This window comes from Streptomyces triticagri (genome assembly GCF_003429565.1).
Lineage (GTDB): Bacteria > Actinomycetota > Actinomycetes > Streptomycetales > Streptomycetaceae > Streptomyces > Streptomyces triticagri.
In genome coordinates this window covers 1-19803 of record NZ_QUAK01000002.1, presented here as the reverse complement: position 1 = coordinate 19803, position 19803 = coordinate 1, and the positions used below count along the sequence as shown (strand labels likewise).

At 71.9% G+C, this 19803-nt stretch carries 18 protein-coding genes, 4 tRNA genes and 1 pseudogene; 12 read left to right on the top strand and 11 right to left on the bottom strand.

The features are described from left to right. Window positions 1-16: 16 nt before the first annotated feature. The 5 genes from DY218_RS00175 (at window position 17) to DY218_RS00155 (ending at window position 4191) form a co-directional block, all read left to right on the top strand. The gene (locus DY218_RS00175; protein ID WP_128553845.1) at window positions 17-505 is read left to right on the top strand and encodes a hypothetical protein; all 489 of its coding nucleotides are present in this window, start codon (window positions 17-19) and stop codon (window positions 503-505) included. Between the two features lie 74 nt (window positions 506-579). Beyond that, entirely contained in the window at window positions 580-1425 is an 846-nt protein-coding gene (locus DY218_RS00170; RefSeq protein WP_128553842.1) for a DsbA family protein, read from the top strand. Then, window positions 1422-2282, top strand: a complete 861-nt coding sequence (locus DY218_RS00165; RefSeq protein ID WP_128553841.1) for a cytochrome c biogenesis CcdA family protein — start codon at window positions 1422-1424, stop codon at window positions 2280-2282. Before DY218_RS00170 ends, DY218_RS00165 begins: the two co-directional genes overlap by 4 nt. 67 nt (window positions 2283-2349) lie before the next feature. Then, window positions 2350-3429 (top strand): ABC-2 transporter permease, encoded by a 1080-nt coding sequence (locus tag DY218_RS00160; RefSeq protein WP_128553840.1) that lies wholly within the window; start codon window positions 2350-2352, stop codon window positions 3427-3429. A 99-nt stretch (window positions 3430-3528) separates the two neighbouring features. After that, window positions 3529-4191, top strand: coding sequence for a Uma2 family endonuclease (locus DY218_RS00155; RefSeq protein ID WP_128553839.1), 663 nt, complete (start codon window positions 3529-3531; stop codon window positions 4189-4191). On the opposite strand, the gene DY218_RS00150 is transcribed toward DY218_RS00155, so the two are convergent. The 8 genes from DY218_RS00150 to DY218_RS00115 form a co-directional block, all read right to left on the bottom strand. Continuing rightward, a complete protein-coding gene (locus DY218_RS00150; protein WP_128553838.1) occupies window positions 4188-4973 on the bottom strand; it encodes an ABC transporter permease in 786 nt (261 codons plus the stop codon). The genes DY218_RS00155 and DY218_RS00150 overlap by 4 nt on opposite strands. Beyond that, window positions 4970-5953 (bottom strand): ATP-binding cassette domain-containing protein, encoded by a 984-nt coding sequence (locus DY218_RS00145; protein ID WP_128553844.1) that lies wholly within the window; start codon window positions 5951-5953, stop codon window positions 4970-4972. Before DY218_RS00145 ends, DY218_RS00150 begins: the two co-directional genes overlap by 4 nt. 166 nt (window positions 5954-6119) lie before the next feature. Continuing rightward, window positions 6120-6962 (bottom strand): DUF4097 family beta strand repeat-containing protein, encoded by an 843-nt coding sequence (locus tag DY218_RS00140; RefSeq protein WP_128553837.1) that lies wholly within the window; start codon window positions 6960-6962, stop codon window positions 6120-6122. Between the two features lie 83 nt (window positions 6963-7045). Then, window positions 7046-7561: a hypothetical protein gene (locus tag DY218_RS00135; protein ID WP_128553836.1), complete on the bottom strand. Its 516-nt coding sequence runs from the start codon at window positions 7559-7561 to the stop codon at window positions 7046-7048. Between the two features lie 249 nt (window positions 7562-7810). Further along, window positions 7811-7887, bottom strand: a tRNA-Phe gene (locus DY218_RS00130). A gap of 23 nt (window positions 7888-7910) precedes the next feature. After that, window positions 7911-7985, bottom strand: a tRNA-Asp gene (locus tag DY218_RS00125). 39 nt (window positions 7986-8024) lie between these two features. Beyond that, window positions 8025-8097: transfer RNA gene (locus DY218_RS00120), tRNA-Glu, on the bottom strand. Between the two features lie 81 nt (window positions 8098-8178). Next, window positions 8179-9774, bottom strand: coding sequence for a metallophosphoesterase family protein (locus DY218_RS00115; RefSeq protein ID WP_128553835.1), 1596 nt, complete (start codon window positions 9772-9774; stop codon window positions 8179-8181). A 59-nt stretch (window positions 9775-9833) separates the two neighbouring features. On the opposite strand from DY218_RS00115, the gene DY218_RS00110 reads away from it, so the two are divergent. The 5 genes from DY218_RS00110 (at window position 9834) to DY218_RS00090 (ending at window position 14814) form a co-directional block, all read left to right on the top strand. After that, window positions 9834-10184, top strand: coding sequence for a metallopeptidase family protein (locus DY218_RS00110; protein WP_199566574.1), 351 nt, complete (start codon window positions 9834-9836; stop codon window positions 10182-10184). A gap of 137 nt (window positions 10185-10321) precedes the next feature. Beyond that, window positions 10322-10954 (top strand): hypothetical protein, encoded by a 633-nt coding sequence (locus DY218_RS00105; RefSeq protein WP_128553834.1) that lies wholly within the window; start codon window positions 10322-10324, stop codon window positions 10952-10954. A 235-nt stretch (window positions 10955-11189) separates the two neighbouring features. Further along, window positions 11190-13385 carry a DEAD/DEAH box helicase gene (locus DY218_RS00100; RefSeq protein WP_128553833.1) on the top strand — a complete coding sequence of 732 codons (2196 nt, stop codon included), beginning with the start codon at window positions 11190-11192 and terminating at the stop codon, window positions 13383-13385. Between the two features lie 166 nt (window positions 13386-13551). After that, a tRNA-Lys gene (locus DY218_RS00095) sits at window positions 13552-13624 on the top strand. A gap of 170 nt (window positions 13625-13794) precedes the next feature. After that, window positions 13795-14814, top strand: a complete 1020-nt coding sequence (locus DY218_RS00090) for a DUF389 domain-containing protein (protein ID WP_128553832.1) — start codon at window positions 13795-13797, stop codon at window positions 14812-14814. Window positions 14815-14871: 57 nt separating this feature from the next. Here the strand turns inward: DY218_RS00090 and DY218_RS00085 are convergent, their stop codons facing one another. Continuing rightward, window positions 14872-15753, bottom strand: coding sequence for an SDR family oxidoreductase (locus tag DY218_RS00085; RefSeq protein ID WP_128553831.1), 882 nt, complete (start codon window positions 15751-15753; stop codon window positions 14872-14874). A gap of 94 nt (window positions 15754-15847) precedes the next feature. Here DY218_RS00085 and DY218_RS00080 point away from each other — a divergent pair, with 94 nt between their 5' ends. Continuing rightward, complete coding sequence (locus DY218_RS00080; protein ID WP_128553830.1) at window positions 15848-16426, top strand: TetR/AcrR family transcriptional regulator; 579 nt, start codon at window positions 15848-15850, stop codon at window positions 16424-16426. A 78-nt stretch (window positions 16427-16504) separates the two neighbouring features. Here DY218_RS00080 and DY218_RS00075 read toward each other — a convergent pair whose 3' ends face one another. After that, the gene (locus tag DY218_RS00075) at window positions 16505-17770 is read right to left on the bottom strand and encodes a sensor histidine kinase (protein ID WP_128553829.1); all 1266 of its coding nucleotides are present in this window, start codon (window positions 17768-17770) and stop codon (window positions 16505-16507) included. Beyond that, window positions 17761-18410 (bottom strand): annotated as a pseudogene (locus DY218_RS00070) (response regulator transcription factor); the annotation flags it as partial. The gene DY218_RS00075 and the pseudogene DY218_RS00070, both read right to left, overlap by 10 nt. Window positions 18411-18703: 293 nt before the next feature. Here DY218_RS00070 and DY218_RS00065 point away from each other — a divergent pair. Further along, a partial coding sequence (locus tag DY218_RS00065) for an ABC transporter permease (protein WP_128553828.1) occupies window positions 18704-19803 on the top strand: 1100 nt, incomplete at its 3' end.

Sequence of the window (19803 nt, the reverse complement as noted above, 5' to 3'; positions counted from 1 at the left end):
CGCCGCAGGCCGTGACCTGCGGCTCGCCCTGCGCGCCCCGGCCGCCTGGCCACCCGCCCGCTGGGCCGTGGCCGCCGGCGCCGCGCTCCTCTGCGCGCTGCTCGTCGGCCTGCCGACCGCGCTGATCCCCAACCCGGTCTTCGGCCGGATCATCCCGCCCGAGTGGTGGAACCTGCCGGTCCTCGTCGTGACCTCCGTCCTGGCGGGCCTGCTGCTCGCGACGTACGTACGGACCGGGGCCGACCGGGCGCCGGGCCGGGAACGCTCCTCGCGCATCGGCGGCGCGGGCGCGCTGCTCTCCTTCTTCGCGGTCGGCTGCCCGGTGTGCAACAAGCTCGTGCTGCTCGCGCTCGGCACCTCCGGCGCACTGACCGTCTGGGCACCGCTGCAGCCGCTGCTCGCGGTGGCCTCGCTCGTGCTGCTCGGGGTGGCGGCCGTACGCCGACTGGCCGGAGAGGCCGCCTGCCCGGCGGTCCCCGCGTCGGCGCCCGTGCGCTCCGCCTGAGCCGGATGCGCCCCGCGGGGCCAAGCCGCGCACCAACTCTCTTTGCCTGCCTTTCCAGGAGAACGGAACACCAGATGTCCGCCAGCCCTGCCAAGAAGCCCGCTGCCAAGTCCCCGACCCGGAGCGGTTCGTCCCGCTCCCGCCGGAAGGGCGCCGTGTTCGCCGCCGGCACCGTCGCCGCCGCCGTGCTGCTCGGCACCCTCTCGTACACGGCGACCCGTCCCGACAGCAGTCCGGAGGTGACCGCGGAGGATCCGGCCGCCGATGTCTCCGTCGATCCCTCCGCCGGTGTCCACCCCGAGCTGGAGAAGCTCGCCCGCCGAGACGAAGGCGACGGGCTCGCCCTCGGCCGCGCCGACGCACCCGTCGTCCTCATCGAGTACGCCGACTTCAAATGCGGGTTCTGCGGCAAGTTCGCCCGTGACACCGAGCCCGCCCTCGTCGAGAAGTATGTGAAGGACGGCACCCTGCGTATCGAGTGGCGCAACTTCCCCATCTACGGCGAGGAGTCCGAGAACGCCGGACGCGCCTCCTGGGCCGCCGGGCAGCAGGGCCGGTTCTGGCAGTTCCACCGGGCCGCGTACGCGAAGGGCGCGAAGGAGAAGGGGTTCGCGAAGGACCGCCTCGTCGCGCTCGCCCGCGAGGCCGGGGTGCGGGACATCGCCCGGTTCACCCGAGACCTGGAGGGCGCCGCCTCGCAGCGGGCCGTCGCCGAGGACAGCGAGGAGGCGCACGGCCTCGGCGCAGCGGCGACCCCGTCCTTCCTGATCAACGGCCGCCCGGTGGCCGGCGCCCAGCCCGCGGAGGTCTTCACCGCCGCCATCGAGGACGCGAAGCAGCGGGCGGCGGCGAAGAAGACGAAGAAGCAGGAGAAGCAGGCCGACGGTGCGACCCCGTCCACCACCGGCGGTGCCCCGTGACCGACATCGGCTACCTGGCCGCCTTCCTCGGCGGCCTGCTCGCGCTGCTCAGCCCGTGCAGCGCGCTGCTGCTGCCCGCCTTCTTCGCGTACTCCATCGACAGCCCGACCCGGCTGCTCGCCCGCACCGGGATCTTCTACCTCGGCCTCGCCACCACCCTGGTACCGCTGGGCGCGGCCGGCTCGTACGCGGGCCGGTTCTTCTACGGCAACCGGGATCTGCTCGTACTCGCCGGCGGCTGGCTGATCATCGCGCTCGGCGTCCTGCAGATCCTCGGCGGCGGCTTCGCCTCCCGCCGCATGGCCGAACTCTCCGGCCGCATCCGCCCGACCACGGCGCTCTCGGTGTACGCGCTCGGCGCCGTGTACGGACTGGCCGGCTTCTGCGCGGGCCCGATCCTCGGCAGCATGCTCACCGTCGCGGCGGTCAGCGGCTCACCCGCGTACGGCGGCGCGCTCCTCGCGGTCTACGCCCTCGGCATGGCGGTCCCGCTGTTCCTGCTCGCCGCCCTGTGGCAGCGCTTCGACCTGGGGCGCCGCCGGTGGCTGCGCGGACGCAGCCTGCGCGTCGGCCGCCTGGAACTGCACACCACGACCCTTCTCTCCGGCCTGTTCTTCATCGCCCTCGGCACCCTCTTCCTGGGGTACGACGGGACGACGGCGCTGCCCGGACTGCTGGACGTGGACCAGTCGTTCGCGGTCGAGCAGTGGGCGCGGGAGGTGGGGGACCGGGTGCCGGACGGGGTGCTCGTCGCGCTCGTCGTCCTCGCGGTGGGCGCGTTCTTCGCCGTGCGGAAGTTCCGGGAGCGCCGCCCGCCGGCCCCGGAACCGTCCAATCAGTCGCTCGCCGACGACTGACACCGGCATGTCCGCACGCGCCCCGTGCTCTGGTGCCGTCCGCCCGACATGGCGCTAGCTTGCAGACATGTCCGACAAGCCCGAAGGGCCGTCCGAGGGCGGCGGTACGCCCCGGGCCGCACGCTGGGGCGCGTTCAAGCAGTCCCCCTTCCTGCCCGCGACCGTCCTCGTGCTCATCCTCGCGGCCGCCGCGGCGCTGTTCGCCGCCGCGTACACGTACGCCATGGCCAACCCCACGCCGCACGACATCCCGACCGGCGTCACCGGCCAGTACGAGCACCCGCGCGGCCGGGAGTTCCTCGACGGGATGGAGAAGGCACTGGACGCGGAGCTCGACCTGCGCCCGTACGCGTCACGGGCGGCGGCCCGCGAGGCGATCGCCGACCAGCAGATCTACGCCGTGCTCGACGTGGCCGACGACGGCAGCCGTGTGCACGTCGGAGTGTCCAGCGCCTCCGGCTTCTCGGTGGCCGAGGTGTTCACCCGGTCGGCGCCCTCGGTGAGCCGGGCCACCGGTGTCCCCGCCACCGTCGAGGATCTCCGCCCGTTGCAGAGCGGCGACCCGCGCGGCCTGACGATCTTCTACATCTCGCTCGCCTCGGTGATCATCGGCTTCGTCGGCGCGATCCAGCTCAGCGTGCACGCCCGCGGCCTGAACCCGGCCGAACGCATCGCGGTGACCGCCGCCTATGCGCTGCTCGGCGGGTTCGCGGTGGCCGCCGTCGTGGACTGGGGCCTCGGTGCGGTGGATCTGCCGTTCGCCGAGTCCTGGCTGATCCTCGCGCTGACCATGTTCACCTGCGGGATGGTGTTCACGATGTTCAACACCTTCTTCCACCGCTGGTCGATGATCCCGACCTGGGGCCTGCTCGTCCTGCTCGGCAACCCCGCATCCGGCGGGGCCGTGGCGCCCCCGCTGCTGCCGACGTTCATCGGCCGCCTCGGCCAGTGGCTGCCGCCCGGCGCCTCGGTCAACGCCCAGCACACGGCGGTGTACTTCCAGGGCCACCAGCACGCGTTCCCGTTCCTGGTCCTCGCCGCCTGGTCCCTGCTCGCGGCCGGCCTCTTCTGGTTCTGGCGCCACCGCCACCCGGGCGGCCGCACCCCCGCCCCGTCCCAGACGCCCGCCCCCGCGGCCTCCGCCTGACGCAACTCCCCCTCCACCTCGTCGACGCGAAGCACGGTGTGCGGTCCGCATGGTCGGCTACGTTGGCCTCGGGGCAGTAGCGCGAACAGTGGAGGCGTCATGTCAGCGGGAGCAGTCGAGGGATCTGAATTCCACCTGCCCGAGATGCTGAGCTGGGAGGAACTCCAGCAGCTTCCGGACGACATCGCCGAGGGGATCGAACTCTGGCAGGGCAGGGTCGTGTGGAACAGGCGCGGCCCGCTGGAGCACCAACAGTTCGCCGTGCGCATGCGCAACGCGCTCGAGGTCGCGGCCCGCCGCGCCATGCGGGAGGAGGTCAACGGTAAGGAGCAGCGCTGCTGGCAGGTCGGCGTGGAGACCAACGTCTTCTTCACGCCCGACAAGTCCAGCTTCCTCACTCCCGACTTCCTGGTCCGCCGCTGCCTGCCCCGTGGGGCCGACACCTTCGCCACGGACACCGTCCTTGTGGGAGAGGTGCTCTCCGGCTCGGACACTCCCAGGCGCAGGCTGTGGAAGATGGACCGGTACGCGGAGGCGGCCATCCCCTGGTACTGGGAGATCGAGCTCGACTCGGGCGCGACCTGGGACGTCACCTCCGTGCGGGCGTACGAGCTGGTCACCATCGACCGGGCCGGGCTCGCCGTCAAGCCGCTGCGCCCCTCGGGGTACGTGGCCGTCGGCGAGTGGGAGCCGGACGGCCTCGGTATCGAGTTCCCCGAGCCCTTCGCGCTGAGTGTCGACTGGGAAGACCTGGCGTTCTAGGCCGGGTCGCGGGCGAAGACCGTCTTCGACCAGCGGTAGCCGAGGGCGGTCAGGCCGATGGCCCAGGCCGCTGCCAGCCATCCGTTGTGGCCGATCTCGGTGCCGAGTAGGAGGCCGCGCAGGGTCTCGATGGCGGGAGTGAAGGGCTGGTACTCGGCGATCGGCTGGAACCACCCGGGCATCGAGTCGACCTGGACGAATGCGCTGGAGATGAGCGGCAGGAAGATCAGCGGCATCGCGTTGTTGCTGGCGGCCTCGGCATTGGGGCTGACCAGTCCCATCCCGACGGCGATCCACGTCAGCGCCAGGGAGAACAGGGTCAGCAGCCCGAATGCGGCGAGCCATTCCAGCGCGGTCGCGTCCGCGGCCCGGAACCCGATGGCGACACCCACGGCTCCGACCAGGGCCACGCTCAGCATGCACTGCACCACGCTGCCGGCGACGTGCCCGACCAGGACGGATCCACGGTGAATGGCCATGGTGCGGAAGCGGGCGATGATGCCCTCGGTCATGTCCATGGACGCCGACACCGCGGTGCCGATGGTCGTACTGCCGATGGTCATCAGCAGGATGCCCGGCACCAGGTAGGCGATGTAGTCGGAGCGGCCGGCGCCGCCGGCGCCTGCGCTCATGGTGTCGCCGAAGATGTAGACGAAGAGCAGGAGCAGCAGTACCGGCGTGAGCAGCAGGTTCAGCGTCATGGACGGGTAGCGCCGCATGTGCAGGAGATTGCGGCGGAGCATGGTGTTCGAGTCGCGCAGGGCGAGAGCGAAGGTACTCATCGGGCGGTCTCCTCGGTCTGGGCGGGGACGTTCGCAGAGGTGAGGGCGAAGAAGACGTCGTCGAGGTCGGGTGTGTGGACGGTGAACTCGTCTGCCTCGATGTCGGCCGCGTCCAGCCAGTCGAGGATGGAGCGCAGTTCGCGCTGGCTTCCGTCGCTGGGGATGCGCAGGGCGAGAGCCTCCTCATCGGCGGTGATGTCGCGCAGGGTGGCCGCGGCCGACCGGTAGGCGGCGGGGTCGGTGAAGCGGAGGCGGACGTGGCCGCCCGGGATGCGGCGCTTGAGCTCGTCGGAGGTGCCCTCGGCGACGATCTTCCCGTTGCTCAACACGGCGATTCGGTCGGCGAGTTCGTCGGCTTCGTCGAGGTACTGGGTCGTGAGGAAGACCGTGGCGCCGCCCGCCACCAGTTCGCGGATCATGCCCCACATGGCGTGCCGGGAGCGCGGGTCGAGGCCGGTGGTCGGCTCGTCGAGGAAGATGATCCGAGGGCTGCCGACCAGCGTCATGGCGATGTCGAGGCGGCGCCGCATGCCGCCGGAGTACGTGGCGGCGGGCTTCTTCGCGGCTGTGCGGAGGTCGAACCGTTCGAGCAGCTCGGCGGCGACCTGCCTGCCCTCGCGCTTCGAGAGGTGGTGCAGCTCGGTCATCAGGAGCATGTTCTCCTCCCCGGTGATCAGGCCGTCGACGGCCGAGAACTGTCCGGTGACGCCGATCGCGGCGCGTACGGCCTGAGCCGAGGTGGCGACATCATGGCCCGCGACCCGGGCCTGGCCGTCATCCGCCCTGATCAGAGTGGAAAGGATCTTGACGACGGTGGTCTTGCCGGCGCCGTTCGGGCCCAGCAGTGCGAACACGGACCCGGACGGGATGTGCAGATCGATCCCGTCGAGGACCAGCTTGTCGCCGTAGGACTTGCGCAGGCCGGCAGCGGAGATCGCGGCGGACGGCACTTGACCGGACGGCGTTACTGATGTGGGCATGACAGAAGAAGGCATGGAGTCGTCCCTTTCGGAGGCCGGGTCGAACGCTGAATCGGGTGCGGTGCAGGTTCCGACGGAGTGAGGGTGCGGGTTCCGACCGAGTGAGAGTGAGCGGGTACGGAGTGAGAGTGAGCAGGCGTGGAAGAAGCGCGTGAGGGCGGTGTGTTCAGGCCAGAGCGCGGCGGATGTCGATGCTGCCCCAGCGGGTACGGGCCCGGACCTCGGCGGAGTCCTCGGTCTTCTCCGGGCCATCGGAGACGTCGAGCGTGTTGCGCACCTGACCGCGTTCGGAGCTGACGTCCAGCCAGGTGGCGGTGCCCGCACGGATTCCGACCTCGATGGCTCCGTAGGAGGTCTCCAGATGGACCGTGCCGCGCGCGACTTCGGCGACTCGCAGCGCGCCGTACGCCGTGGTGGCGGCGACCGATGACTCGGCGCGGGCGATGGCGATGTCGCCGTGGGCGCCGTTCGCGCGCAGATCACCGGTGACGGTGCCCACGGTCGTGGTGCCGTGCGAGTTCTTCAGCACGGCGGGACCGTTCACGACACCGACCCGCATATTGCCGGAGCTCGTGGTGATCTCCGCCGGTCCGTCGATGCGGTCCACCGCGATCGAACCGTGTGCGGCGTTCAAGCGCAGCGGTCCTGTGGTGTCGAAGCGGGTGTCGCCGGACGAGGTCTTCACCTGGACCTCGCCGAGCACACCTTCGCCGAGGACCTCGGCCCAGGTGCCGGTCACGTCGATCCGCGAACCTCTCGGCAGTTCGACCGTCACATCGACGGTCCCCGTACGCCCGAACAGGCCGCCCTTGGGCGTTCTGACGGTCAACGCACCGCCCGCACAGGCCACTTCGGTCTGCTCGGCGGCCCGGACGTCCCGGTCCTTCTCCGGGTCGCGGGGCGCCACCTCGACGAGCGTGTCGAGACGATCACCGGCGAGGAACCTGATGGAGCCGCTCTCCACGTGTGCGGTGACCGCGATGGCTCCGGGAGTGTCGAAAGATGGCATGGCTGTACCGTCCTCATGGCTCGTTGGGCGTCCCCGCCGGTGAGGGACGTGCGTGGAGTGGATCGGGGCGGGCGGGCAGGGAGCTAGCGCACCCAGCCGGTGATGCGCTGTCCGACGGTGTGTGCCTGCGGTGCCGTATGCGGTCGCGTGCCGTTGTCGACCGCGTACGAAACGGCCCGGACCAGCCATGCGTTGACCGACAGGCCCTCCTGGCTCGCGGCGTCCTCGGCCCGTGTCTTGAGGCGCGCGGGGAGGCGCAGATTGACCCGAGCGACACCGCCGTCGTCGTCATCGGCGGGGGCGGCCTTGAACGGCTCGGCGGCCGCCACCGGCTTCTCGTGACCGTGGTCGTCTGCGGGCGCCGGCGTCACCACGAATTCGGGGTCGAGTCCGCGCAACCGTACGTCGACCGACCCGGGGGCGAGTTCGCGAGTGATCTCGTCCATGGCGGCGGAGAGGACATGGAGCATCGTCAGCCGCGCCGCCGAATCCAGCGGAGCGGTCAGCCTCTCGGCCAACTCGCGGGCGTCACCGCCGCCGGCTTCGGCGGCCACCGCGAGTTCACGGCGGAGAGTGTCGACATACGGCGTGAGGTCCATGGCGCCATAGTGGCACACATGTGGCGCCATGGGAACCTCATTCGGTTCACTCCATGCCTCTGTGTGCCCTGACCTGCGATTTTTCTCTTGATGGTGGTGTGCGGTGACGTGGTTCCGGTCTGATGGTGGCCCGCATGGCGTCGCTTCGGTGCCATGGTGGCGCCATCGAGGGGGTACGGGGGTGCGGCTCTGCTGGGCCACACAACGAAGAACGTCCCGGACGGCATACCGTCCGGGACGTTCTCACTCTGGTGGCTGGGGCCGGGGTCGAACCGGCGACCTTCCGCTTTTCAGGCGGACGCTCGTACCAACTGAGCTACCCAGCCACGGAGTTCGCGAGGAACTCCAGCGGTCCTGACGGGATTTGAACCCGCGGCCTCCACCTTGACAGGGTGGCGAGCACTCCAAACTGCTCCACAGGACCAAGCGTTGTGCGGGACTCAGTCTCGCACAGGTTGTTGCGTGCCCCCAACGGGATTCGAACCCGTGCTACCGCCTTGAAAGGGCGGCGTCCTGGGCCACTAGACGATGAGGGCTAATTGGCCCGCCTGGGCGCTTCGCAGCGCGTCGGGGACGTGAGAAGCATATGGGATGCGGGGAGGTATCGCCAAAACGGTTTACGGGCTGCTCGGGGAGCTGGTGCGCGGGCCCGCGGGGGAGGGCTTCGCGCCCGGCTGGTTCTCCTTCGGGAGATGGCGGCTGACCTCCGCCGTCGTCAGGCCGAGGCCGCCGAGCCGGATCTCGTCCCAGGCCTGCAGGAGCTTGCTGCCGCGGTCCAGATAGAGGACCGAGGCCTCCACCGGGTCGGGCTTCTCGCCCTCGACCGCGCGCAGTCCGCTGCCGCCGGTGGAGCCCTCGATGCGCAGCCGGGTGCCGTTCTCCATGACCTCCATCTCCTGGTGGTGGACGTGCCCGGCGAGGACGAGCGGCACCGCGCCGTCGGTCTCGCGGGCGGCCACCGGATTGTGGGCGACGGCGATGTCGGCGGGGGTGCCCGCCGCGCTCTGCCGCCACAGCTCGGAGGCGAGCCGGCTGCCCGCCAGCTCCTCGGCCGGGTCGCCCTCCGCCTCGACGGAACGGTCGGGGGTGTACTGCGGGTCGCCGATGCCGGCGAAGCGGAGGCCGGCGACGGTCACGGCCTTGCCGTCGTCGAGCACATGCACGTTGTCCAGGCCTTCCAGATAGCGCTGGGTCTGCTCCGAGTCGTGGTTGCCGCGCACCCAGACGTACGGGGCACCGAGGTCCTCGACCGGGTCGAGGAAGGCGTTCTCGGCGGCGGTGCCGTGGTCCATGGTGTCGCCGGAGTCGACGATCACGTCGATGTCGTACTGCTCCACGAGGGACTGGATGATGTGCCAGCTCGCCGGGTTGAGGTGGATGTCGGAGACGTGCAGGACGCGGGCCGTGGTGGGGTCGGGGGCGTACGCGGGGAGCGTGGAGGTGGCGTCGTAGAGCTTGGTGACATTGGTGACGAGGCGGGCCAGTTCCTTCTGGTAGACGTCGAATTCGCTGACGATGCTGCGGGCGCTGCCGACCACCGAGGGGGCGCTGCTGAGCAGTCCGGAGAACTTCGGTTCGAGTACGGACTTCGGATTCCAGGTGGCGAAGGCGGTGACGCCGGAGGCGGTGAGCAGGGCAAGGGCAAGGCCGCCGGCGGCGAGTGCGCGGCGCGGCCTGCGGTAGACCGCGAGGCCGAGGGCGGTGGCGCCGGAGACGACGGCGACGCAGGAGCGCACGGCGACGTCGATCGTGCCGCTGCGGACGTCGGCCGCGACCTCGTCCTGGAGCCCGGAGAGCCGCTCCGGATGGTCGACGAGCGCCCGGGCCCGCTCCGGATCGAGGCGGTCGACGTCGACGTCGAGGCGGACGGGGGCGAGGTGCGACTGCAGTTCCAGGGCACCGAGCGGCGAGACATTGATCTTGGTGCCGCCGGTGGCCGAGGGGCGCACCGTCATCAGGGTGTCCATCGGGCCCACGGGAGCGCGTACGCCGCCGACGATCAGCAGCCCGAGCCAGGCGCCGACGAGGACCACGGCGACCAGGCCGAAGGTCCGTGCCCAGGGGTGGGCCGGGCGCACCAGGGCGATGACGGGGTGCGGACTGCGGGAGCGGTAGCCGCGCAGGATCGCTCCGGGGCCGCTCCTGACGCGCCGCAGAAGGGCCTTGGCGAGGTGGACGACGTGCTTCGGGGTGGCGGCACTGTCGCGGGCCATTGGTCCGGTATGCCCGTGCGGGGAGGTGGCTATGCGGTGGGGTGGCGGACAATGGCGGTGTGCTGGAGATGACGCGTACGGAGTTCGAGGAACTGGTCGCCGAGGCCCTGGACAGGATCCCGCCGGAGCTGACGCGGCTGATGGACAACGTCGCGGTGTTCGTGGAGGACGAGCCGCCGGCGGACGATCCCGAGCTGCTCGGTCTCTACGAAGGGACGCCGCTGACCGAGCGGGGCGAGTGGTACGCGGGCGTGCTGCCCGACCGGATCTCGATCTACATGGGGCCGACGCTGCGGATGTGCGAGTCCCGCGAGGACGTGGTCGCCGAGTCGGAGATCACCGTGGTGCACGAGATCGCGCACCACTTCGGGATCGACGACGAACGGCTGCATGCGCTCGGGTACGGCTGAGCGGCGGGCTCCGGTACGGCTGAGCCGCGGGCGTACGGCCGGGACGCGGGTGGACCGATGTGGCGCGTGTCCTCCTGCGGGCGGCGGGAGTTGGGCAGGGGGACCCGCCTCGCCCGCCCTCCCGGAGGAGTTCCGCCGTGCGCCAGCCGTACGTACCCGCCCGTCCGTACGTGCCCGCCCGCGGACGGGTACCCGTACGCCTGGCAGCCGTCGCGATCGTGCTGGCCGCCGCCGCGGGCTGTGTGAGCGTGGGGGACGACGCGGACGGTCCCGCGCCAGAGCGGTCCACGGTGCAGCAGGGCGACGACGCAGGGCCGGGCGGCGGGAAGGTGGCGACCGGCGGGGGTTCGGGCGCCGGCGGGGCCGTCGGCCCGGACGGCACGGACGAGGGCCGTGCGGGCGGCGGTCCGCGCGGCGCCGACGGCAAGGGGCGGGACTCCGGCGGCGGTACGGGATCCGGCAAGGGCGGCAAGGCGGGCGAGCGCGGAGGTGGCGGTGACGGCGACGCGGCCGCGGATCCGGACCCGCAGCGGCCGGACGAACCGAAGCGCCCGCGGCCGAAGCCGACTCGTACGCCACCGCCCGAACGGCCCGATCCGCCCGAGCCGGAGCCGAGCGATCCGCCCGACGAGAGCCCGAGCCCGGAGCCGGATCCGCCGGGTCCCTCGTCCTCGGCGCCGCGGCCGCAGCTGGGACGCGGGGCCGAGGCCCGCCGGGTCGCCGAGGCGTCCGCGGCCGAGCCTTCGCCGGAAGCCGGGAAGCCTGCCTGAGCAGGGCTTTTGAGTCTGGTTTGCCTTGAGGGGCGAGGGGTGCGTACAGTGGTAGATCGTTTGATCCCATTTGCCCGGCAGCTCAGGCCCGACACCAACCTGGTGCGGACCACCGAAGCGTGCCGCGTGGCGCGTACTCTCCCTTGCCGTGGCTGGACCGCATTGAGGCGGTCGACTTGCGAACTTCACGGAGTTATGGGCGCGTGCCGAGACTCCGGAAGGTTTCGCATTTCGCATGTCCGCTTTCAGTACTGATCACGCCGTCCTGCCCGAGAACGACGAGGCCGCCCTGGCCGTCGCCGACTCCGAGCAGCAGGCCCCCGAGACCCCCAAGGCCCCCGAGGTCACCTTCGCGGACCTCGGTCTGCCCGAGGGCGTCGTGCGCAAGCTCGCCCAGAACGGCGTGACCACCCCCTTCCCGATCCAGGCCGCGACCATCCCGGACGCCCTGGCCGGCAAGGACATCCTCGGCCGCGGCCGTACCGGCTCCGGCAAGACGCTCTCCTTCGGACTCCCGCTGCTCGCCACCCTGACCGGCGGCCGCACCGAGAAGAAGAAGCCGCGCGGCGTCATCCTCACCCCGACCCGCGAGCTGGCGATGCAGGTCGCCGACGCGCTGCAGCCGTACGGCGACGTACTCGGCCTGAAGATGAAGGTCGTCTGCGGCGGCACCTCGATGGGCAACCAGATCTACGCCCTGGAGCGCGGCGTCGACATCCTCGTCGCCACCCCGGGCCGACTGCGCGACATCATCAACCGCGGCGCCTGCTCCCTCGAGGACGTGCAGATCGCCGTGCTCGACGAGGCCGACCAGATGTCCGACCTGGGCTTCCTGCCCGAGGTCACCGAACTGCTCGACCAGATCCCCACCGGCGGCCAGCGCATGCTGTTCTCGGCCACGATGGAGAACGAGATCTCCACCCTGGTCAAGCGCTACCTGAACAACCCGGTCACCCACGAGGTGGACGCCGCGCAGGGCGCCGTGACGACCATGTCGCACCACATCCTCATCGTGAAGCCGCGCGACAAGGCCCCGGTCACCGCCGCGATCGCCGCGCGCAAGGGCCGCACCATCATCTTCGTCCGCACCCAGCTGGGCTGCGACCGCATCGCGGAGCAGCTGCGCGACGCGGGCGTGAAGGCGGACGCGCTGCACGGCGGCATGACGCAGGGCGCGCGCACCCGCACCCTGGCGGACTTCAAGGACGGCTACGTCAACGCGCTCGTCGCGACCGACGTCGCCGCCCGCGGCATCCACGTGGACGGCATCGACCTGGTCCTGAACGTGGACCCGGCCGGCGACCACAAGGACTACCTGCACCGTTCCGGCCGTACGGCCCGTGCGGGGCGCTCCGGCACCGTGGTCTCCCTCTCCCTGCCGCACCAGCGGCGGCAGATCTTCCGGCTGATGGAGGACGCGGGCGTCGACGCCACGCGGCACATCGTCGGCGGCGCCGGCACCTTCGACCCGGAGGTCGCCGAGATCACCGGCGCCCGGTCGCTGACCGAGGTGCAGGCCGACTCGGCGGACAACTCGGCGCGCCAGGCCGAGCGGGACGTCTCCGACCTCACCAAGCAGCTGGAGCGGGCGCAGCGGCGCGCGACCGAGCTGCGCGAGGAGGCCGACCGGCTGACCGCGCGTGCCGCGCGCGAGCGGGGCGAGGACCCGGACGAGGCGGTGGCGGCGGCCGCCGTGGCCGCCGAGGCCGAGGCCGTGAAGAACGAGGCCGTGGCCGAACAGCCGCGTGAGGAGCGGGAGTTCCGCGCTCCGCGCGAGGAGCGGCGGGACGACCGGGGCAACTTCGAGCGCCGGGACCGTGAGGGCGGCTTCCGCCGCGACGACCGTGGTGACCGCGGCGATCGGGGCGATCGTGGCGGGTTCAACCGTGACCGGCGTGATGACCGTGGTGGCCGTTCTTTCGAGCGTCGTGACAACGACCGTCCGTTCAACCGGAATCGTGACGGTGGCGACCGTGGTGGGTTCCGTCGGGACGACCGTGGTGACCGTGGCGGGTTCAACCGCGACCGGCGTGATGACCGTGGTGGCCGTTCTTTCGAGCGTCGTGACAACGACCGTCCGTTCAACCGGAATCGTGACGGTGGCGACCGTGGTGGGTTCCGTCGGGACGACCGTGGTGACCGTGGCGGGTTCAACCGCGACCGTCGTGACGACCGCGGTGGCCGTTCTTTCGAGCGCCGCGACAACGACCGTCCGTTCAACCGCGACCGCGACGGTGACCGCGGCGGCTTCCGCCGGGACCACCGCGGCGGCAGCGACCGCCCCTTCAACCGCGACCGCCGCGAAGGCGGCCACCGCGGCGCGGGCGACCGTCCGTTCAACCGCCGCGACGACCGTCCGAGCGGCCACCGGGGCCAGAGCAGCTCCTTCGGCCGCCGCGACGACAAGCCGCGCTGGAAGCGCAACGGCTGACCACCGGTAGGGCGTCCTTCCGGACGTGCCGGGACGTGACAGATCGTACGAAGGCGGGCTCACCACAGCGGTGGGCCCGCCTCGTCCGTACCCCGACCGGGCGCTGCGGCGGATACCCGATCGGTGCGACGGGTCCGTCCGGCTATGCTCGGGGGTGCGTTCACAGGGGCCGTTAGCTCAATTGGCAGAGCAGTGGACTTTTAATCCATTGGTTGTGGGTTCGAGTCCCACACGGCCTACCGCCCAGCGCCCGGGTCCCCTCGAGGACCCGGGCGCTGTTGTGTCCGCCGGCGGCTTCCCTCTTTCAGGCCTGTGCCCTTGGTGCTGTGCGACGGCACCTGTTCTGATATTTCGCATATGTCGCGGAGTTGGTGCATCGGGCGCCCGTCCGGTCCGGAAGAGGAGGCGTATGGCGGCTGTCGATGCGGGCACGGTGCGCCGGATGACGGACACGCTGTTCATCGAGCGAGGTCTGAAGTCCCCCGGCTCGACGCGGTTCTGGGGGCTGCTCGTCCTCGCGGCGGTCATCGCGAGCGCCGGTGTGGTGGGCGACTCCACGGCGACCGTGATCGGCGCGATGATCGTCGCGCCGCTGATGACACCCATCCTCGGCAGCGCACTCGCTCTCGTACTCGCCGATCGGTCGCAGGTGGTGCGGTGCGTCCTGCTGACGCTCGCGGGTGCCGTCACGGTGATCGCCATCGGCATGCTGCTCGGCTGGATCGCCGCGCCCCCGGACGGCTTCGCCTCCAACGGCCAGGTCACCGCGCGGATCAGCCCGCGTCTGATCGACCTGCTCGCTGCCCTCGCCACCGGTACGGTCGGCGCTTTCGCGCTGGTCCGCGCCGACATCTCCGACACCTTGCCCGGAGTGGCCATCGCCATCTCGCTGGTGCCGCCGCTGGCGGTGACGGGACTGCTCGTCACCGTCGGGCGCTACCACGACGCGAGCGAGGCGGCGCTGCTGTTCACCACCAATGTCGCCGCGATCGTCGCGACGGGCACCGTCGTCTTCCTGGTGTACGGGGTCCGGGGCGCCGCCCAGGAGTGCGGGCTGCCCGTGGCGCAGTTCCACGGGCGTACGCTCGCGGCCGTGGGTGTGGTCGTCCTGCTGATCGCGGTGCCGCTGACCACCGGAAGCATCTCGGTCGCCCGCGACCGACTGCTCGCCGCCGATGCCCGCCCGGTCGCCGAGCACTGGGCGGTCTCGGGCAAGTGGCAGATCGCCTCGGTCGAGGCCCGCAACGGTGTCGTCGTCATCGGTGTACTCGGCCTGCCGCCCCAGCCGGCGCCCACCGCGCTCCGTACCGCCCTGGACCGTGCGGGGATGGGTGACGCGGATCTCGAACTCCACCTCGTGGGCGGCCGCACGCACTGGTGTCCCGCGGACGGCGACACCTGCACGGTCCGGGACTCGGCCGCGGGCTGAGCGGGGCGGCTGAGCGGGGCGGCGGGGCGGCAGTGCGGCGGGGCTGCGGTGCGCGTGTCAGGGCTGGATGTTCTCCAGGTCCGCCAGGAGGCCCGGGTGTTTCGGCTGCCAGCCGAGGGCCTCGCGGGTGTGGGTGCTGGATGCCGGCTGGTCCGCGGCGAAGATCGGGCCGAACGGGCCGAAGTTCTCCTCCGGCACCTGCTCGACCGGGAGGCCGAGGCGCCGGCCGATGACCGTGGCGATGTCCCGCACCGCGTCGCCCTCGTCGGCGACGGCGTGCCAGGCGGTGCCGGCCGGTGCCGACTCGAGGACCAGGCGGAAGAGGGACGCCGCGTCGCGCGCGTGCACGGCGGGCCAGCGCTGCGACCCGTCGCCCGGATAGCCGGACACCCCGGTGCGGCGTGCCGCGTCCGTCAGCAGGCCGGCGAATCCGCCCTGTCCCTGGTCGTGGACCGTGCGCGGCATACGGACGGCCGTGCTGCGCAGGCCCTGTGCGGCGAGGTCGAGCAGTGCGGTGACCGATCGCCCGCGTCCGCCCACCGGTCCGTCCGTCGGCACGGGGTCGGCTTCGGTGGCCGCGCGCCCCGGCACCCAGGGCGTACCGGAGACCGTGACGATCGGGCGGTCGCTGCCGAGGAGTTGCTGCCCGAGGGCGGCGACGGCGGCGCTCTCCTCGGCGATCGACCGGGCCAGCGCATCCGGGGTGCTGTAGTCGCGTCCGAAGGCCAGGCTGATCACGCCGTCGCTCTGTGCCGCGCCGGACCTCAGGACATCGAGGTCGGCCAGGTCTCCGCGCAGTACCTCTGCGCCGGCGTTCCGGAGGGTCTGGGCGGATGCGTCGGAGCGTGCCAGTGCGAGCACGGTGTGGCCGTGGTCGAGGAGTTCGGTGACGACGGCCGAGCCGATGGTGCCCGTACCGCCGGTGATGAAGACGTGCATGAGCTCTCCCTCAAGCCTCAAGCGATGGGACTCTTGTCCCGTCATCGACTGTACACCTGACGGGACAAGAGTCCCGTCACCTATTCTTGGTCGCATGGCTAGATGGCAACCGGGGGCGACCCAGCGACTCGTCGTCGCGGCGGTCGACCTGTTCACGGAGCAGGGGTACGACGCCACGACGGTGGCGCAGATCGCGGAGCGGGCCGGCGTCACGAAGAGCACCTTCTTCCGGCACTTCTCCGACAAGCGGGAGCTGCTCGTCGCCGGGCAGGAGACGCTCAGCAGGCTGCTCGCCGACGGCATCGCCGAGGCGCCCGCGAGCGCCGGCCCGCTGCAGGCGGTGGCGGCCGGCCTGGAGCGGGCGTCGGGTGCGATGGGGCCGGCCAACCGCGAACTGGGCCCGCGCATCGCCGCGGCGGTCGCCGCCAGCACGGAGCTCCAGGAGCGTGACGCCCTCAAGAGCGTCGGCCTCGCGGCCGCGATGACGACCGCGCTCCTCGGTCGCGGAGTCCCCGACGTGACCGCGCATCTCGCCGGCGAACTGGGCGTCCTGGCCTTCAAGCGCGGCTACGCCCGCTGGTCCGAGAGCGATCGCGGCGACGCGGTGGGACTCGCGGAGCATGCGCTGGAGGCCTTGGAGGAACTACGGGCGGCCACGGCGTCGTTGGGCTGAGCCCGCGAGCGTCTCAGGGGATGCCGAGCCCGGAAGCGTTTCAGGGGAACGCGAGCATCTCAGGGGAACGCGAGCGTCTTAGGGGAAGTGGACCGTGACCGTCAGGCCGCCCGCGCTGCGGGGCTCGGCCGTGAGGCCGGCCGCGTGGGCCTCGGCGATGGAGCGTACGACGGAGAGGCCGAGGCCGTGGCCGGTGGTGCCGGTGCGGTCCCCGGCGAGGCGGCGGAACGGCTCGAAGAGGTCCGGGATCCGTTCCGCGGGCACCTGCGGGCCGGTGTTGGCCACCGTCAGGGTGCGCGCTTCGAGGCGTACGTGCACCTGTCCGGCCGGGTGGTTGTACTGGACGGCGTTGCGGATCAGGTTCGTCAGGAGGTGGCGCAGCAGGACGGGGTCGCCGCGGACCGTCAGCGGGGTGTCCGCGGCCAGCTCGACGGTGACCTGTTCGCGCGCGGCCTGTGCGGCGAGCTCGCCGGCGACGAGGCGGGCGGTGGCCGCGAGGTCCACCGGCTCGGTCTCCTCGAGGCCGCGGTCGCTGCGGGCCAGCAGGAGCAGGGCGTTGATGAGCTGCTCGGCCTCGCGGTTGGCGGTGAGGAGGTCCTCGCGGACCTCGGCGAGGCCCTCGGGGAGCGGGTCCGCCAGACCGACTTCGAGGGTTGCGCGCTGGACGGCGAGCGGGGTCCTGAGCTCGTGGGAGGCGTTCGCCACGAAGCGCCGCTGACTGTCGAATGCCTGCTCGAGGCGGTCGAGCATCGAGTCGAAGGTGTCGGCGAGATGGTGGAGTTCGTCGTCGGGGCCGGTGAGGGCGAGGCGCTGGTGCAGGCTCTCCTCGCTGATGCGGCGGGCGGTCGCCGTCATCGAGGTGACCGGCCGCAGGGCGCGTCCGGCGAGCCACCGGCCGAGCAGTCCCGCGGCGAGTGACATGACGATCAGCCCTACGGCGGACCACAGCACCATCTGACGCAGGGCGGTGTCCTGGACGGCCTGCACCGTCCGGTCGATCTTGTGGATCATCGCGACGTCCCGGTCGTGGCGCTCGCGGTCGCCGTCGCCGTCGCCGTCACCGGACGCCGGGGGCCGCGCCGTCCCGTCGGGCCGGGTGGGCTGCATCGGCCGTGTGGTCTGCATCGGCCGGGTGGGTTGCGCGGACGCGTCGTCGTGGCCGGCCTCCGTCTCGCCGTAGGTGATCGACAGTCCCTCGACCTGCTGGGCCGTGCCGTGCCGTGCGAGCAGCACCACGAAGGTGAGCAGGGCGATGCCGGCGAGCAGGAAGAGGGCCGAGATCGCGGCGGCGAGGCGGGAGCGGAACGGCAGCGTCCGCAGGTATCCGCGGGGGTTCAGTCGCACAGCCGGTATCCCTGGCCCCTGTCGGCGGCGATGAGCACCGGGTCGCCCAGCTTGCTGCGCAGCCGGCTCACGGTGGCCCGTACGGCACTGGTGCGCGGGTCGAGGTTCTCGTCCCACAGGGTCCGGACGAGTTCGTCGTGCGGTACGGCGGATCCCCGGGCCTCCATCAGGACCTGCAGGACCGCGAATTCCTTAGGGGTCAGCTCCAGCGGGCGGCCGTGCACGCTCACCTCGCGCCGCGCGCGGTCGAGAGCGATGCCGTGGTGGTGCAGGACGAGCGGCGGCGGCTTGGGCGCACGGCGGCTCAACGCCCGTACGCGTGCCACGAGTTCGGCGAAGTCGAAGGGCTTGGCCAGATAGTCGTCGGCGCCGAGGTCGGTCAGACCGTAGACCTTGTCGGTGATCCCGCCCGCCGCGGTCAGGAGCAGGATCCGTGGCGGGTCGCTGAGCTCCCGCAGCCTTCTGCACACCTCGTCGCCGGTCATGACCGGCAGGTCGCGGTCCAGGATCAGCACGTCGTAGTCGGTGAGCAGGCACATCCGCTCGGCCTCGTCCCCGGACACGGCGATGTCGACGGCCATCGACTGCCGGCGCAGTCCGGTGGCGATCGTACGGGCGAGGACGCGGTGGTCCTCGGCGANCGGCCATCGACTGCCGGCGCAGTCCGGTGGCGATCGTACGGGCGAGGACGCGGTGGTCCTCGGCGACCAGGACTCTCATGGGCTCATGAAACCAGGGCCGTGATTGCAGCCGGATAAGCGTGCCGACGCCGAGCGGGACGTGCCGGCGAGCGGGATGCGCCGGCGAGCGGGACGTGCCGGCGACGGGACGTGGCGGCGCAGCGCGATGTGCCCGTGCCGTCCGCGGACAGCTCCTTATGCCCTCGTAACACCCTTATCCCACTGCAAACCCCGGGCTGTTCTGCTCGACCGCATGAACTTCGTGAAGCGCGCCGGGATCAGCCTGGGTGCCAGGAGATCCAGGACCGCCGTGCTGCTGGGGATCTTCGCCGTGATCTGCACCCTGCTGCTCGGCGGGTTCCTGCTGCAGGCGGCGACCGCGCGCCAGGAGGCGGACGCGCAGCGCGAGATCGGCGTCGATGTGACGGTGCGGGCCGAGGAACTCACGGCCGCGCAGGTGGACCGGCTCGGCGGTACGGGGCCGGTGCTCCGCTACAACCCGCTGGTGCCGGCGGCCGCCCGGGCGCACGGCTTCGCGCCGCTCAGGTCCGAAGTGCCGCGGCCCGGGCGGCAGAAGCGGGGCGGCGGCGCCGAGGACGGACCCGGCCTCGATGTGCGGGGCGTACGCGACTCCGAGCTGCTGCTGCCCTTCTCGTACGGCTCGCAGCGGATCACGGCGGGGCGGGGGATCCGCCCGGGGGACGCCGGCCGGGAGGTCGCCGTCGTCGAGCGGCGGCTCGCGGAGCGGAACGGTCTCGGCGTCGGCGACACGGTCCGGGTGGGCCCGGCCGACGGCGGGCGTCCCCTGACCCTGACGGTCGTCGGCGTCTTCCGGGACCCGGCGCACGACCCGTCGCGCTGGGTGCCGTCGCGCGAGCTGCCCGGCAACACGCTCTACGTACCGGTGGGCACGGCACGGGAGTTGGGCGCGGACGAGGTCGACGAGGCGGTCTTCCGGATCGGCTCGCCCGAGCAGGCGGCCGAGCTGCATGCCCGGGCCGAGCGGATCATCTCGGCGAGTGCCTTCGACTTCCGGGTGAACGACCGGGCGTACCGGGACCAGGTCCGGCCGATCCGGCGGGTCGGCGCCTTCGCCGGATTGATCGTGTGGGTCGTCGCCGCGGCCGGTGCGGTGATCCTCGGCCTCATCGTGATGCTGCAGATCCGCGAGCGCCGAGCGGAGCTCGGTGTCCTGCTGGCGCTGGGCGAGAAGAAGTGGAAGCTCGTCGGCCAGCACACCGTGGAGGTGGCGGCCGTGGCCCTGCCGGCCGTGGCGCTCGCCGCGCTTGCCGGCCAGGCCGGCGCGCAGCAGGCGGGGGACGCGGTGCTCGACCGCGGGCGGGAGCGGCCCAC